This is a genomic window from Paraglaciecola marina (assembly GCF_004360155.1).
In the GTDB taxonomy this organism is placed as follows: Bacteria; Pseudomonadota; Gammaproteobacteria; order Enterobacterales; family Alteromonadaceae; genus Paraglaciecola; species Paraglaciecola marina.
Genome location: NZ_ML178724.1, coordinates 1 through 16,085, shown reverse-complemented (window position 1 = coordinate 16,085; position 16,085 = coordinate 1). Strand labels below are relative to the sequence as shown.

Sequence of the window (16,085 nt, the reverse complement as noted above, 5' to 3'; positions counted from 1 at the left end):
TAATATTTTGGTGACGAAAGTTTGATTTTAAAGGGCTATTATTTCCTCAAATCATTCATGAATCCTTTGACTCTTATTAGCGACACTTAAGCTTTAAATGTGCAGTTAACTTCAAGCGTATACAGTTTTACTTCTAGCAATGCATCAGATTTCAAACTTTTAAAAACCCTAAGTAGTATTGTACGCTTTCTATATAAATAGATATTCCAATTATTCTCATTTATTTTTGGCTTAATTTAGATGTGTGTTTACTTTAAGTCATGTGTTGGTGAGGTTTTGGCGTTTTTCTGGATATTGGGCGGTTAACCTTAGACATATTTTTCAATTAAATGCTATTTAGATAAAAAAGAACTACTTGCTAGGGTAGGTAAGTATGTTTTCTGCTCGGTTTTAACTCTAGAACATTAAAAATAAGCCAAAAATAATAGAGCTTTGAAAATGGAGTTTTTATGTCTTTATTTTGATACGAGAGGTGGAAGGTGTGCGCATATGAACAGGCTCAAGGTGTATTTTTTTCATTTACTGATGGTCCTCAAAAGTACAACTTTAGTATTAGATGGGCCAGTGGTAATCAATATTTAAAATTAAAACTCGTTTTGTAAAATGTGGCGTAATTAGTGCATTTGTCCAACCATAAAGTGCAGTTAGTTTAAATATAAGGAGAGTAGTTTGTCCCTAAAAAACGTTTTTTTTGCGTCGATACTAGTATTGGTAAGTTCAGTGGAAGTGTCTGCGCAAAATATACAGCAGGATGAGTTACCAAGCGAAAGTAGTCCGTTTCTTCGCAAGCTAGTGCTACAAGCAAAAACAGAAGCTGAAATAGATTTTGAGCCAACGCCAGCAATTGAGAACGAAGCGCTAAGCAGTATAGATTATCAGCAGTACAGAGCCATAAGGTTTGAGCCGAAAGAAAGTATCTGGAGAGGGGTTTACCCTTTTGAAGTGCAGCTATTTCATTCAGGTTTTTTATACAAGCATCCTGTAAATATCCACATGATTGATTATAAAAATCGTGTCACGGGTCTGCCTTTCAACACAGACTATTTTCGATATGACCCCCCTGCTGAGTTTTTGGCTAATGAAATTAATGAAGATGTAGGATTTGCTGGTTTTAGAGTCCATTACCCGTTAAACAGTGATAAATACAAAGACGAGCTGATTGCTTTTTTAGGCGCTACCTATTTCAGATTAATTGGTAAACATCAAAAGTATGGTTTATCAGCACGGGGCATCGCCATTGATACCGGCATGCCAGAGGGAGAAGAGTTCCCTTACTTTACCGACTTTTGGTTAATCGAACCCGCTAACGGTAAACAACTTATTGTTTACGCCAAGATGGATAGTCCATCAATGACAGGTATTTATAAATTTACTATGGAGTCTGAGACCTCGGGCGACACGGTAACCGATGTTAAAGCCTGGTTATTTGCTAGAGAAGACATAGACAAAGTGGGGTTAGCGCCTTTTACCAGTATGTTTTTGTATGGTGAAAACTCATTAACGAAACCTGATGACTACCGCCCTGAAGTTCACGACAGTGATGGCATGATGTTAATTACCTCTAATAACGAACGTCTATGGAGACCTTTAGATAATCCTAACCGTTTACGTATTACATCTTTGGGAGACAAAGCTCCGAAAGGATTTGGCTTATTACAGCGGGATATCCAATACGAACATTATGTTGATAGCGAAGCGCACTACCATCAACGCCCTGGTTATTGGGTTACCCCTTACAAAGGCTTTAATCAAGGCCGTTTAGAGTTGGTTGAAATCCCTACTAATTCAGAAACCCATGACAATATAGTGGCTTATTGGGTTAATGATAGACCCGTTAAACAAGGTGACAGTATTCATGTGCATTATGAGTTAAGTACTGTCAGTGGCGACGCATACGCTTACGATAAGTCAAAAGTAATACGTACCTTGCAAGGCTCGGATAGATTACCCGGTGAAGAAGTGGATGAAGACAACTTAACCCGTCGCTTTATTGTAGATTTCACCGTGCCAGATAATCTGGTCATTAACCCAGAAGATTTGGCTGCTGACATCTCAGCGACAAATGGCAACGTTAGCCAAGTGAGAGTGTTTAAAACTAATTTCGATCACGAAATAAGAGCCACCTTTTTGTTTACACCTGAAAGTGAACGCAGTGTAAATGATATGCGACTTTTAGTTACCCACAAGGAAAAACCTATTAGTGAGGTATGGACTTATGTTTATGAAAAATAACTTTGTTTTGAAGGTTAGAGCCCGAAAAATCCGTTTGTTAATCATGGCGTTATTGGTGTTGCCCACAGCGTATTGGGCCATGTCACAGGTTTATATCATCTTTCAGCCCAATGAGTTCAGACCTTTAGAATGGGTTCAACTTGGTTTAACCTCAGTGTTATTTTTGTGGTTAACCATGGCGTTTTGGACATCAATCATAGGCTTCTTTCTTAAGTTGTTTAAGCGAGACCCATTAACGTTTCAAGCTGAACAGCATGCTCCAGTGAGCTCTGAGCCACTTCAGAAACGCCACGCTATCGTTATGCCGGTATACAATGAAGAAACCCAGCGGATTATGGCTGGGTTTGAAGCCACAGTACTCACTATGCTAACGACACACAGTGCTAAGCAGTTTGATTTTTATATGCTCAGTGACACCCAAGATCAAGCCTTATTATCTGCAGAGCTTAGGTCTTGGGAAAGTTTGTTAAAACGTTTACCAACTGATTTGGCTAGGCGCTGCTTTTATCGCAACCGTAAGAAAAATGTTGGTCGTAAGGTAGGAAACATCAAAGACTTCTGCCAGCGCTGGGGGCATCAGTATGAAAGCATGATAGTGCTGGATGCAGACAGTATTATGACCGGTGAAAAAATGCTTGAGCTAGCTCAACGTATGGAAATCAACCCAAACACGGGATTGATTCAAACCATACCTATGCCGGCAAGACAAAGCACCTTCTTTGGGCGTTTCGTGCAATTTGCAGCGCAAGTTTATAGCCCAATGTTGGCGACGGGGTTGTCTTTTTGGCAGGGTGACTGTGCTAATTATTGGGGGCACAACGCCGTTATTCGAGTCAAAGCCTTTATCGATACTTGTGGGCTGCCTGCGCTAAAAGGTAAACAACCTTTTGGTGGAGAAATTTTAAGTCACGATTTCGTTGAAGCGGCGTTATTGCGTAGGGCAGGGTGGCAAGTATTTTTGTTAACAGACTCTGCGGGTAGTTACGAAGAAGTTCCTAGCAATATCATAGATTACGCCACCCGAGACAGGCGTTGGGTGCAAGGTAATATGCAACATTTAGGGATTGTAACCAGTAAAGGGTTGCATCTAGCAAACAGAATGCACTTTACTTTTGGTGCCTTTGCTTATGCCAGTTCTATTCTGCTGCTGTTGTCCTTATTGGCTGGTACCACAGATGCATTAATTCAAGCCTTTACCACGCCAGTTTATTTTACTAGCACCTACCAGCTGTTTCCCACTTGGTTGATCACTAAAAAGAATGTGATGATCACGACACTTTGGGTCACCATAGCCTTACTATTTTTACCCAAAGTTTTGGGTATTGTGATCACCTTATTGCAGCGACGCAAAAAGTTTGGTGGGGGTATTAACTTTTTGAAAAGCGCAGTCGTCGAGTTTTTCTTTGCAGTACTGTTAGCCCCAGTAATGATGATGTTCCATAGTTATTTTGTGCTTAATGTTTTAGCGGGTAAGAGTGTTAAATGGGAAGCTCAGGTTAGGGAAGGTCGAATGCTTCCTTGGTCACAGGCTTTCCGCTTTAGTTATCTGCTGACTACCATTGGACTAATTTGGGGAGGCGTCACTGCTTATTATACCCCGACCTTATTTTTGTGGTTGTTGCCGGTATTTTCTGGCTTAGTGTTAGCTGCGCCTATAATTAGGTTATCAAGTAGCGTTAAGTTCGGGCTGTGGTGTAAACGTAAAGGGATATTCTTATTAGATACGGAATGTCAGCCAAACAGTGCTATCCGTAATGTTAATCGCAGTATGAAAAACTTGCAGATGAAACGAAGACTTGCTGCCGTCCCTATGTTACCTGAAGAAGCTTGGGTGGATATGCCGCTGCAGCCTTTGGCTCGAGGAATTTATCCCCCAAAGTCAAGTAATGAAGTGCCAAGCTCAGTGTCGCCGGTATCTTCAAAGCTCGGATAAAAAAGCTCATCTCACCATTATAAAGCCCAGTCTAGACAACTAGACTGGGCTTTTTATTAAAGGACTAAGTGTTCTAAGACGGCTTCTTATCTTGTACTTCTTTTATTTGAAGCACAGCGCTTAGAACAATACTTAACTTGTAGCCAATCCCGTTGCCACTTTTTACGCCAAGTGAAAGGCCGCTCACACACCACACAGATTTTAGTGGGCAGTTCAGACTTCTTCATTGCTCTCTAGTGCTTTAAAAAATATCTGACTATCTCGGCTAATGGCTAAGCGCTTTTCATCTGTCATCTTGTTTAAAGTACGGTACGGCATGCCTAACCTGGGGTTACTGCCAAGTTTTTCTTTGTTGCGCTCTAGGAAATCCCAATATAAATAGTTAAAAGGGCAAGCTTGGGCGCCCAGTTTTTCTTTTACATTGTAGTGGCAGTGTTGACAGTAGTTAGACATTTTATTGATGTAGCTACCGCTTGCTGCATAGGGTTTACTAGCCAGTAATCCACCATCAGCGAATAAAATCATGCCAGTGACATTGGGCATTTCGACCCACTCGTAGGCATCGGCATAGACAATTAAATACCATTCATTGACTTCATCAGGGTGAAGGCCTGCCAGCAAAGCAAAATTACCTAATACCATTAATCTTTGAATATGGTGGGCGTAGGCATTATCAGAGGTTTCAGTTATGCACTGAGACAAGCAGTTCATTCTGGTGTTTGCATCCCAAAAAAAGCTGGGCAAAGGGCGCTTGGCGTTTAAAAAGTTCTCATTCTGATAGCTGGGCATTTTGAACCAGTACAAGCCGCGTACGTATTCACGCCATCCTAGTACTTGGCGAATAAAGCCTTCTACTGCGTTTAACGGAGCATGACCATGACGATAAGCGTTCTCTGCTTGTTCGATAACTTCTTTGGGAGTGAGTAACCCAGAGTTTAGGTAAAAACTGATATGTGAGTGGTACATCCAAGGTTCGCCTTGTACCATGGCGTCTTGGTAATCTCCAAAATTATCTAGGCGTTCTGCAACAAATACCGAGAGCACTTGTAGTGCCTGCTCTCGGGTAACTGCAAATTGAAATGGCTCAAGACTTCCAAAATGATCACTAAACTCTTGGTGAACCAGCGAGATAACTTCTTGGGTAATGTCATCGGGTTCAAAGGTTGTGGGTGGTGGTGGGTGCATACCTTTGGGTAGGGCTTTGCGGTTGGCGCTATCAAAGTTCCACTTATTGCCTACGGGTTTGTCGCCATCCATTAAGCAATACCAGGCCTTGCGCATTTCTCGATAGAAAAACTCCATGCGCAGTTGCTTGCGTCCTTTTGCCCAGTTTGCAAATTCCTCAAGGCTAGCTAAAAAGCGTGTGTCTTCTTGAATACTTACTTCTATACCTAACTTATCTTGCCAGCTTTGCATATCTGCAACTACTCGATATTCACCAGGATGAGTGAGTATGATTTTGTCAATAGTCTGTTGTTTGCAGATAAGCGCTACCTCTGCAAACAAGCTACCTTGATTATCTTTGTCGTCATATTTTCGGTAAAAAACCTGATGACCGCTACTTGTTAACTCTGCTGCGAAGTGACGCATGGCAGAGAATAAAAATGCTATTTTCTTTTTGTGATGTTTAACATAGCTGGCTTCTGTTTTGACTTCAGCCATTAAAATTATGTCTTGGTTTTTGTCACAATCTTGCAAGCTTGCTAGCGAATGACTTAGCTGATCACCAAGAATTAATCGTAAGCAGGCCATGCTTAAGATGCTTCCTGCTCAGCAAGCTGTTTGGCATCTGCTAGTGCATCTAATGCTCTTTGCCTTGAGGCTTTTAAATCAACCAAAGGACGGGGATAGTTTTCACCTAATGTGATCCCTGCATAATCTAAAATGTTCTGCGGAGCATCCCAAGGATTATGAATGTACTTGTCGGGTAGTTTACTGAGTTCTGGGCAATAACGTTTAACGTAATCTCCTTGAGAATCAAACTTTTGGCCCTGTGTTACTGGGTTAAATATTCTAAAATAGGGCGCTGCATCTGCCCCTGTGCCAGCCACCCATTGCCAACTTGCACTGTTGGCTGCAAGGTCTGCGTCTAGTAAGCAATCCCAAAACCAGTGTTCGCCTTCGCGCCAATGAATCAGCAAGTTTTTAACTAAAAAAGAGGCAACTACCATACGTACTCTGTTGTGCATGGTGCCGGTTTGCCATAATTCTCGCATGCCCGCATCAACAATAGGGATACCTGTTTGTCCTCGCTGCCAAGCTTGTAATGATTCGTTATCGGTGCGCCACGGAAAATGCTCAAACTTAGGGCTAAAGTTTTGCTCAGGAATATGAGGAAAGTGATACAGCAGGTAGTAAGAAAACTCCCGCCAACCAAGTTCACTTAAGTAGCAATCTAACCCCGAGTTATCTATGTTGCCATCTAAGGCGTGGATCCCCGCGTACCAAATCTGATTGGGAGATATTTCACCAAAATGTAAATGGGGAGAAAGCTTAGAGGTCGCCCCTAGCTCCGGAAAATCTCGGTTGTTTTTATACTCTTTTGCTCCATTAGGTAAAAATTCACTTAAACGTTTAGCTGCGCCTTCTTCTCCTGGTGACCATGTTCTCGCTATGGTGTCATACCAGTCAATACTTGGCATAAGCGCTAACGAGGCTAAGCCATGGTCAAGTTCGGGTATATATGTAATTGTAAGGTTTTCAGGCTTTGCTACTGGCATACGGGGGGCTGTTTTTGTTAGGCAGCCTTTGCGGTAGTAAGGTGTAAATACTTTGTAAGGTGTTTCGTCTTTTTTAAGTACTTGCCAAGGCTCCCATAGTAAATGGCTGTTAAAGCTTTTAACCTGTACTCCCATATCCATTAATTGTTGTTTTAATTGACTATCACGTTTTATTTGCCAAGGTTCGTAGCAGCGATTCCACACAATTTGTTTGATGTCATGAGTACTAATGATGTCTAGTAGAATCTCTGTGGCATGACCTTTTTGCATATGCAGCTTGTCATTAAAAGAAGCATTCAACGCTTGTAAAGAGTGGTGCAACCACCACTGGCTAGCCCCCCCTATTTGAGCGTGTTTAGGGCAATCTTCATCAAGAATAAATATGGGCAATACTGACCCTAGTTCTGCTGCATAGTGCAGGGCAGGGTTGTCTTTTAATCGTAAGTCTTGTCTGAACCACACTAAAGTCGTTGCGTTAATGGGAGTCTTCCTTTTTTAAAAAATTTCTATCATCTATTAGATGTCATTTTACGTTTTCTACACTTTTTAAGATCAATCTAGCCATTATTTTTTCATGGTTTAGTGAACCAGAAAATTCATTCTCCCGTAACGGTGAATTATGAAAGTTAATAATCCTAATCGTTATAGCCCAGCTGAGGTGTCACGTATCATTGAAATGGCGTGGGAAGACAGAACTCCTTTCGAGGCTATTGAGTACTTATTTGGGATGACGCCAAACCAACTGACACGTTTTATGCGGGCGGAGTTGAAAAACGCTTCATTTAAAGTGTGGCGCAAGCGCATGGCAGGAAGGAACACAAAGCACCTCGGTATGCGTCCCGAAGGTATTCTGCGGGGATATTGTAAAACTCAGTATAAACATAGGTGATAGTAGTTGCCTGTTCATTTTAGCTTTGTACACTTACAACAATAAATATAAACACAGAGTTGAACGCTTAACATTATGTTGCTGCAACACATTATAAAACATTTGCTCGATAACTTAGCACTGCAGGGGTTTAACCCAGTGGTGCACTTTGAGTTAGAAGGGGTATTTGAATTATCTCCATGGCAAAAGCAACTTGATTACTCTGGCATCAATAGCAAGCTGAAACAGCTTGATATAGATGGTGAGCTGAAAACTGAGTATTGGAAAAACCAATGGGAGTATGTCTCTCTTTTTAATGGCCAATCTCCTTTAAAAGAGGCTCAAAACCTCGACAAGGTTATGCAGTTACTGCCTCAACTTATGCGCCAATACGGCGCAGCAAATGTATTGATGCAGCCCGTTGCTTGGGGCGCTGATAGCGGACGTTATCTCAGTGGCTCGGGTGCAATATTTTCAATAGATACGCGGTCTGTTCATATACCTAATGCCATACAATTGAACGTAAGTGTTGAGAACGACAAGGGTGAAAATTTATTTGCACAGCAAGGGTTAGGAGAATGGGTTCAATACCACCTGCTAAAAAATAGCTATCACAACTGTATTTTGTTTTTACCTGAAGAAGATGCGTTTAAACGCTTATCTCTAAGAAAAGACTATGGTTTAGATGCTGAACTGAGTTCGCCTGTGGTGTTATCTGGCGGGCATCAAGGCAGCATTGCTTTGTACAAAGAAAAAGGCAAGCACAACCAAGCTATGGGTCAAGAACCATTATTTTTTGCTGCAGACAACTCAGTGCTGTCTTACACCACTGATTGGCAAAAAACAGCCCGGGTTGAACATAGAATAGGGGCAACCAGTCAAGCGTATAACCCTTATTTGAATGTGATATTTGCGTTGTTAAATGTACTTGAAGGTATAAGTAGTTGGAAAACAGGGCAACTTGCTCCTAACGTTTTAGACAAGGCATTACCTAGGTCGATAAATGACACAGACTATGACGACACCTTAGTTCTTGGGGCTCTGTCTTTATTTGAAAATGACAATTGGTTGGTAAATAAAGTAGACCTATATTGTCAAAATATGTTTGACGCAGATGCCACAAACCTAGGTAAAAGGATTAGAGATATGGTTTTAGCACCATATCAAGGGTCCAATATTGCTCTGGGATCATAAAAATTTAATAGGCTATATTTAAGCTGATAGTAAAAATATTAGGAATAACATTTTGTTAAAACAAAAAGTAATCACCCTTGATAAGCCACCTTTATTAACGGGTGATAATGTTGAAAGTAAACGGGCCGAAATCAGAACCTACTTTGAACAAACGTGGGATGTATACGAGTCATTGTTTTCATTGATTAATCAAGATGAAGCCTATTACATTCGGCCCGAGCCTTTGCGACATCCTCTAATATTTTATTATGGTCACACAGCTGTTTTTTACATCAATAAATTACTCTTAGGGCAATTTATTCAAAGCCGCGAAAACGAACAGATTGAATCTGTTTGCGCAGTTGGTGTAGACGAAATGTCTTGGGACGATTTGTCGCCAGGTAATTATGAATGGCCAAGCGTAGGCGCTGTGTCTGAATACCGTGATAATGTTAAAAAGCGCGTATTGGCGCTAATTGATACTATGCCTTTGGCTTTGCCAATTCAGCAAGATTCACTGGCTTGGGTGTTGTTGATGGGATGTGAACATGAACGCATTCATGTAGAAACATCATCTGTGATCATACGCATGCTTGATTTAATTTATCTCACCCCCTCCAACCTATGGAAGTCTTGTGCTGAATTCAGTGATGCGCCAAGGAACCGCTTAATTGATGTGGCAGCTCAAGACCTTGTTTTGGGCAAACCTGAAGCCAATGCAACCTACGGTTGGGATAATGAATATGGTCAACAACCTCTTTCTGTAGACAAGTTTTCTGCGTCTGAGTATTTGGTTTCTAACCAAGAATTTATGGAGTTTATAAATGCTGGTGGTTATCAAAATAAACAGTATTGGACCGAAGAGGGCCAAAGTTGGTTAGCATTCACTAAGTCTACAACGCCCAGATTTTGGGATGTAAAGAATGGTGAGTATTGGCAACGTAATCTAACAGAAGAAATCCCTTTGCCTCTCAACTGGCCTGTTGAAGTAAATTACCTTGAAGCAAAAGCCTTTTGTAATTGGAAAAATAGCCTAAGCGAAGATTTTGTACGTTTGCCCACTGAAGGTGAGTGGCAAGTACTTAGAGAGCAACTTGATACTGATTTACCTTATTGGAGTAAAGCCCCGGGTAACATTAATTTAGAACATTACGCCTCTTCATGTCCTGTTGATCAATTTAAGCAAACTGAGTTTTATGATGTTATTGGTAACGTATGGCAGTGGACAGAAAGCCCAATCGATGGTTATGAAGGCTTCAAGGTTCACCCTTTGTATGATGACTTTTCAACTCCTACTTTTGATGGTCAACATAACCTCATAAAAGGGGGCAGTTGGATTTCTACCGGAAACGAAGCTACTCGTGATTCACGCTATGCGTTTCGCCGTCATTTTTATCAACATGCTGGGTTTCGTTATGTGGCAAGTTCAAGTCAAGAGGTCCCTATTACACCTGTGACTAAATGTGAGATGCAAACAGAGATAAGCCGCTTGTTACATCATCACTTTAAGGCCACTAGTGTAGATACCACATGTGATATTCAGCAGCTTTTGAGTCTTGTTAAAGATTATATAAAGGCCGATAGCAAGGTATTAGATTTAGGTTGCGGTGCAGGGCGTTTATCATTTGAACTGGCAAAAATAGCAGGGCAGGTTGATGGTATCGATTTTACCGCTAGGCATATTCAGCATTGCTTAGATTTAAAAGAGCAAGGGCAGGTTCGTTATGCCATGCCTACTCAAGGTGATATTTTTGATTTTCATGAGGTTACCCTGGCTGATCTAGGTTTTCAGCAAGCTCCTGAAAACTTGAACTTTGCCCAAGGTGACGGCCATAACCTTAAGCCGCAATTTTGTGATTATGATGTGCTCGTTTGCCATCGTGTCATTGAATACAGTTATCATCCAGAAGTGTTACTAGCGCAATTGAGCCAAAGGGTTAAACCCGGTGGCATTATGGTAATAGGCAGCAGTTACGGTTGGAATGAAGATATAACCGATAAACACCGCTGGATAGGCGGTGTTAAACGTAACGGTGAAAACCTAAGCAGTGAAGCACACCTGACGGAGTTGATGGAAGGTGAGTTTGAGTTATTGCAGCAGGCTGATATTGTTAGCCAGTTTGAATTAGACAAACGCACTAGCCAAACCGCTAACAACCATATTACTATTTGGCGTAAGAAAATCTAACTCCTTAGGATCCCTTTTGGGTATAAAAATTGTGATAGCAGGGGCTGGAATTGGCGGCCTCTGCGCTGCGTTGGCGTTACGAAAAAAGGGCTTTGATCTTGCTGTTTATGAACAAAGCGCTGAACTATCTGAGGTAGGGACGGGGTTGCAGTTAAGCCCCAATGCCATGCATGTATTGGCGCGCTTAAATGTAGCTGATGAGATCAAAACATTAGGGTTTCAACCTAGCGCAGCCGTGATGCGTCATTACCAAACAGGCACCCACTATTTTTCTGTGCCCCTTGGGGCAAGTGCCACTGAAAAATATGCTGCTGATTATCTACATATCCACCGAGCTGACTTACATACTACTCTATATAATGCGTGCATTGAAGAAGGGGTAAGTATTCACTTAGGTGATGCTGTATTAGGTTATCAATTACATGATAATGGCATGTCTATTGAGTTTGAAAGTGGCACTCAAGTGCAAGCTGATTTACTTGTTGGTGCTGATGGAATTAAGTCTAAGGTTCAGGCTTGTATGTTGGGAGAAGCCCCAGCTGAATTCACAGGTCAAGTGGCATGGCGAGGTACAGTAAAAGCCAGTAAACTTCCCAAAAATCTAGTTAAGCCTAAGGCTAATTTATGGGTGGGGCCAGGGCAGCATTTTGTCAGTTATTATTTGCGTGGCGGCGACTTAGTGAATTTTGTGGCGGTACAAGAACGAGATGATTGGCGCAAAGAGTCTTGGAACGAAGCTGGTGATATTAATGAACTTAAAAGCGCTTTTAAGGGATGGCACCCAGAAGTAACTGAGTTACTTGGGGCTGCTGAGTCTTGCTTTTTATGGGCTTTGTTTGACAGAAAACCATTGAACCAGTGGGTAGATAAACATGTTGCGCTGCTAGGAGATGCTTGCCACCCCATGTTGCCGTTTTTAGCACAAGGTGCAGCCATGGCCATTGAAGACAGCTATGCGTTAGCCCATTGCTTGGCGAGTAATTTACCCATACCAGCTGCTTTAGAAAAGTATCAAAATTTACGATTAGCCCGCACCAAAGGTATTCAACTTGGGGCACGTAAAAATGCAGGCTTGTATCATATGAGTACGCCCACCAATCAAGCAAAGTTAGCTGTGCTGTTAGGGCTTTCAAAGCTTGGGTTAAGTGATGCTTTGGCAGCCAAACAACTAGATGGTATATACGGTTACAACCTACCTAAAGACTTGGGCTAAAAGGGCTGAGGATGGAGCCAAGAGTAAAAGCCGTGTTTGATAGTTATCAGCCAAGTGTTAAAGATACTCTATTAACTATTCGCCAGTGGGTGTTAGATATTGCAAACACGTCTGAAAACATAGGCGAGATTAACGAATGTTTAAAATGGGGAGAGCCAAGTTACCTAACTCATACTCCTAAATCTGGAACAACAGTAAGGCTTGCCCCCCTTAAGGCTAACCCGCAAAGGTACGGACTCTTTGTACACTGTCAAACACGTTTAATTGAAGAGTTTAGGTTGGTTTACCCAGACTTAGATTACGATAAAAACCGCGGAATATTATTTGATAGCCGCGACCCTATTCAAGAAGAGCCTATAAAGCAGTTTATCTTTGCAGCCTTAACTTATCAGCTGCGTAAAAGTATTAATAATTAAGACAAACCATCTAAAAAGTAGGCTTGATACCTTACTTTTTTGTTGACCCTATAAAACCATTCAAAGGGCTTATCATCTAAGATACCATAACCCCTTGTCGCGTTAATAATGCATAAAAGGATATCAATATGAGCCGTCATTTTGACCAAGCTAAAGGCTTAAGCGAAGAGCACGACCCTGCCACCCATGAATTTGTATTTAATCAAACCATGTTCAGGATCAAAAATCCTGAGCCTACATTAGCCTTTTATACCCAAGTGTTAGGCATGACGTTAGTCAAACGCCTAGACTTTGAAAACATGAAGTTCTCCCTGTACTTTTTAGCCTGTGTACCACCACAAGCTAGCGCTGATTGGTCTGCAGACGATGACCAACGCATGGTGCAAACCTTTGGTCGCCCAGCTATGTTAGAGTTGACCCATAACTGGGGTGATGAGAACGACGACACTGTGTCTTATCACAATGGTAATTCTGAGCCTAAGGGCTTTGGCCATATTGGGTTTTCTGTGCCTGATATTGATGCGGCCTGTGAACGGTTTGAGTCTTTAGGAGTTGAGTTTCAGAAAAAACCAAACGATGGCGGCATGAAAGGCATTGCTTTTATTAAAGACCCAGATGGTTACTGGATTGAAATATTCACTCCAGAGCGCTTACCAAGTTTGCTGAAAGGCCACTTGCAGCAAAAGTAATGTTAGTGCACACCAAAGGAAAACATGTGAACAATAACCTAATTGCAGCAGGCAGCTTAAACGCTATAGCTGGGTTGTTGCACCTAGGGTGTATTTATTTTGGTGCGCCTTGGTACCGTTTTTTTGGGGCTGGTGAGCATATGGCGAACATGGCTGAACAAGGTATGATGCAGCCCACTCTTATCACACTAGGGATTGCCAGTGTGTTAATGATTTGGGCTCTGTTTGCATTCTCGGGGGCTGGGCTAATTAAAGGTTTGCCATTAGTACGCCTTGCCCTTGTTGCTATTACCAGTATTTACCTTTTACGGGGAGTGGCTGGTTTTTACTTTGTGACTAACCCTATTGGTAGAAGCCCAGAGTTTTGGGTATGGAGTTCGAGTATTTGCCTAGCATTAGGTTTACTACATTTAGCTGGCCTAAAGCAGCAATGGCTAGCTTTAAAAAGTTAAAGCTAGTTAGAGTATTTTTAAATTTGTGCCAAGCCTCCATCTACTTGTAAATCGGCCCCGGTAATAAACGACGCATTGTTTGAGTTTAAATACATGATTGCATTGGTAATATCATCAACTGTACCTAAGCGTTTTAGCGGCGTGCTGTCACTAATTTGAATTAAGCTTTGGTCAAGTACCTCTCTATCAATGCCAAATTTATCAAAGATAGGCGTTTGCGTGACACCGGGTGATAAGCAATTTACCCGTATACCTTTTGGCCCAAGTTCTGCTGCAAAGGAGCGGGCCAATGAACGAACCGCCGCTTTAGAGGCGCCATAAGCTGCCCACACACCGGCCCCGCGATTAGCCTGTATGGATGAAATTAAAGTGATAGATGCCTTTTTGTTGAGTACAGGCAATGCCTTTTGTACGGTGAAAAACACGCCTTTTACATTGATGTTTAGGGTGTTTTCAAAGCTCTCTTCAGTTACCTCTGATATTGCTTCTGCATGGGCGATACCCGCGTTGGCAACAAGGATATCGAGCCCTTGCCAAGTATCTGATATTTGTTGATAAAAGCTTTCTAAATCCTGTGAGTTCTCAACTACCCCCTGTTTACACATTAAGCTTTTGGGGTACTGCTGAGCCAAAGCTTCACATTGCTCAATACTTCGTGAAAACGCTGCGACTTTATGACCCGCGGCAAGATAGGCTTTAACAATGTCTAGCCCAATGCCCGAGTTTGCACCTGTTACCGCTACGACTTTTTTTGATTCTGCCATGACTTAATCACCTGAATGAATTGTGTTTTGAATGGTGAGTCTGGCGCTTTCTTGATGACTGTGTAAGTATAAATAGGAATTTATCCAGTATATTGGAATGTGGTGGGGAGTATGACAACAGACACTATTGATAAAAAGTACACACAAAGTGAGCCTAGTTTTGATTTTATTGGACATTTTGTACGTAGTTATCGGGCCGCGAAACAAGAAAGCTTGCAAGCCCTTGCGGATCGCTCAGGTGTAAGTCGTTCAATGATCGCACAAATTGAATCAGCGCAGACCACGCCAACCATAGTGGTGTTAGCCAAGTTAGCCAATGCTATGGAAATAAGTTTAGGAGACTTAGTACAGCCACCAGAGCAGGCACTTAATATTCGTGTATCTGAAATCAATACAGATAACTTAGTTAGTAAAAAAGACAGCCCTTTCGTTTGTCATTTGCTAAACAGCCAAACACGGCACTTCTCTAATGAAATCTATCATTTTTATTTTAAAACAACTGGAAAGACAGCGTTTGCGGCCAATGTGGCAGGATCAACTAAACATATTTGGCTAGAGCAAGGCAGTTTGTTGATGTTTATCGCCAACAAGCGTGTGTCTATTAAAGCCCATCAATTAATCAGTTTTAATGCGGCTATTCCTCACAGGTTTGAGTGTATATCTACTCCTTTGGCTACAGGGCTGTTTTATGTGGTTTATTGAGCTATGAGAAAAGTTAAAGAGCTAAAGAACTTATTTACTGGGCCAGCAATGATACCTTACGGTAAAGCTACGATGTGTGTCTGCGTTAATGCCTTGCAATTTAATTTGNGATCGTGGACATTTTGGGGTACTTTCCCATTTAGCTTTTGCTTGATAGGTAAAAAACAGTTATAAAAGAATAACGTAGAGACCGAGTAAAAATAAGGTCTGAATTATATTGGACATAATGTCGTGTTTAAACACGACATTATGTCGTCTAATAAATTGTTAGCTTGCTAGACAATTCAGGAGGAATTTAAGTTTGAATAACAAAAACAAGAAAGAAGATAGGGTTTTTGCTGTTAATTATTCACAAGTTGATCCAAAAACAGATCAAAATACACAACTTGCCTTAGCTAAAATGGAACTGACTTACGCAATTATTGGGCAGGTTCTGGGTTTGGTTTGTATTTTAGGTGGTATTGCTTAAAAATAACAAAGACAGTCACTTTTAAAAAAGTAAAGACAGCGATTCTGATTAAGTCATTCTTCTGATTTTTTCGGTTTTTGGGTGGGTGTTTTGATGTTTTAAAGGTTGGTTTTTCGTTATTGAAGAGTTTTCTTTGTTATTGGGTGTGAAAGCACAAATTTCAGGCGAGTTTTAACTCTCCAGCTTATGTTGAGTGTTGTGTTTAGTACTTAGAGACTTTAGGCACTTTTGAGTAAGGCTCTGGCCTTTGCCATCCCTCGTATTCT

15 protein-coding genes are annotated in these 16,085 nt (G+C 41.4%); 11 read left to right on the top strand and 4 right to left on the bottom strand.

Going from position 1 to position 16,085, the window contains the following annotated elements; translation table 11 throughout:
• The first annotated feature begins 669 nt into the window (after positions 1-669).
• Both EOK74_RS04225 and mdoH read left to right on the top strand, forming a co-directional pair.
• On the top strand, positions 670-2,232 hold the full coding sequence (locus EOK74_RS04225) for an OpgD/OpgG family glucan biosynthesis protein (RefSeq protein ID WP_133468677.1): 1,563 nt from the start codon (positions 670-672) through the stop codon (positions 2,230-2,232).
• The gene (mdoH, locus tag EOK74_RS04220) at positions 2,222-4,165 is read left to right on the top strand and encodes a glucans biosynthesis glucosyltransferase MdoH (RefSeq protein ID WP_239024007.1); all 1,944 of its coding nucleotides are present in this window, start codon (positions 2,222-2,224) and stop codon (positions 4,163-4,165) included. The genes EOK74_RS04225 and mdoH overlap by 11 nt, the downstream gene beginning before the upstream one ends.
• Positions 4,166-4,251: 86 nt before the next feature.
• Here mdoH and EOK74_RS04215 read toward each other — a convergent pair whose 3' ends face one another.
• Genes EOK74_RS04215 through EOK74_RS04205 form a run of 3 tightly spaced genes read right to left on the bottom strand, consistent with a single transcriptional unit; the run spans position 4,252 to position 7,347 of the window.
• The gene (locus tag EOK74_RS04215; protein ID WP_133468676.1) at positions 4,252-4,392 is read right to left on the bottom strand and encodes a DUF2256 domain-containing protein; all 141 of its coding nucleotides are present in this window, start codon (positions 4,390-4,392) and stop codon (positions 4,252-4,254) included.
• On the bottom strand, positions 4,379-5,917 hold the full coding sequence (locus EOK74_RS04210; protein WP_133468675.1) for a cryptochrome/photolyase family protein: 1,539 nt from the start codon (positions 5,915-5,917) through the stop codon (positions 4,379-4,381). Before EOK74_RS04210 ends, EOK74_RS04215 begins: the two co-directional genes overlap by 14 nt.
• 2 nt (positions 5,918-5,919) lie before the next feature.
• A complete protein-coding gene (locus tag EOK74_RS04205; RefSeq protein ID WP_239024006.1) occupies positions 5,920-7,347 on the bottom strand; it encodes a cryptochrome/photolyase family protein in 1,428 nt (475 codons plus the stop codon).
• 157 nt (positions 7,348-7,504) lie between these two features.
• Here EOK74_RS04205 and EOK74_RS04200 point away from each other — a divergent pair, with 157 nt between their 5' ends.
• The 7 genes from EOK74_RS04200 to EOK74_RS04170 all read left to right on the top strand — a co-directional run bounded on the left by EOK74_RS04200 (position 7,505) and on the right by EOK74_RS04170 (position 13,884).
• Positions 7,505-7,774, top strand: coding sequence for a TIGR03643 family protein (locus EOK74_RS04200; RefSeq protein WP_133468673.1), 270 nt, complete (start codon positions 7,505-7,507; stop codon positions 7,772-7,774).
• A gap of 75 nt (positions 7,775-7,849) precedes the next feature.
• Positions 7,850-8,947, top strand: a complete 1,098-nt coding sequence (locus EOK74_RS04195) for a hypothetical protein (protein ID WP_133468672.1) — start codon at positions 7,850-7,852, stop codon at positions 8,945-8,947.
• A 52-nt stretch (positions 8,948-8,999) separates the two neighbouring features.
• Positions 9,000-11,114, top strand: coding sequence for a 5-histidylcysteine sulfoxide synthase (gene ovoA / locus EOK74_RS04190; protein WP_133468671.1), 2,115 nt, complete (start codon positions 9,000-9,002; stop codon positions 11,112-11,114).
• A gap of 16 nt (positions 11,115-11,130) precedes the next feature.
• Positions 11,131-12,327, top strand: a complete 1,197-nt coding sequence (locus EOK74_RS04185; RefSeq protein WP_133468670.1) for an FAD-dependent monooxygenase — start codon at positions 11,131-11,133, stop codon at positions 12,325-12,327.
• Between the two features lie 11 nt (positions 12,328-12,338).
• Positions 12,339-12,743 (top strand): DUF1801 domain-containing protein, encoded by a 405-nt coding sequence (locus EOK74_RS04180; RefSeq protein ID WP_133468669.1) that lies wholly within the window; start codon positions 12,339-12,341, stop codon positions 12,741-12,743.
• Between the two features lie 128 nt (positions 12,744-12,871).
• Positions 12,872-13,432, top strand: coding sequence for a lactoylglutathione lyase (gene gloA / locus EOK74_RS04175; protein ID WP_133468668.1), 561 nt, complete (start codon positions 12,872-12,874; stop codon positions 13,430-13,432).
• Positions 13,433-13,458: 26 nt separating this feature from the next.
• Positions 13,459-13,884 carry a hypothetical protein gene (locus tag EOK74_RS04170; RefSeq protein ID WP_133468667.1) on the top strand — a complete coding sequence of 142 codons (426 nt, stop codon included), beginning with the start codon at positions 13,459-13,461 and terminating at the stop codon, positions 13,882-13,884.
• Between the two features lie 17 nt (positions 13,885-13,901).
• Here the strand turns inward: EOK74_RS04170 and EOK74_RS04165 are convergent, their stop codons facing one another.
• Positions 13,902-14,648, bottom strand: coding sequence for an SDR family NAD(P)-dependent oxidoreductase (locus EOK74_RS04165; protein WP_133468666.1), 747 nt, complete (start codon positions 14,646-14,648; stop codon positions 13,902-13,904).
• 111 nt (positions 14,649-14,759) lie between these two features.
• On the opposite strand from EOK74_RS04165, the gene EOK74_RS04160 reads away from it, so the two are divergent.
• Positions 14,760-15,350: a helix-turn-helix domain-containing protein gene (locus EOK74_RS04160; RefSeq protein WP_133468665.1), complete on the top strand. Its 591-nt coding sequence runs from the start codon at positions 14,760-14,762 to the stop codon at positions 15,348-15,350.
• 301 nt (positions 15,351-15,651) lie between these two features.
• Positions 15,652-15,819: a hypothetical protein gene (locus EOK74_RS20800; protein WP_166638712.1), complete on the top strand. Its 168-nt coding sequence runs from the start codon at positions 15,652-15,654 to the stop codon at positions 15,817-15,819.
• The last annotated feature ends 266 nt before the right edge of the window (positions 15,820-16,085 follow it).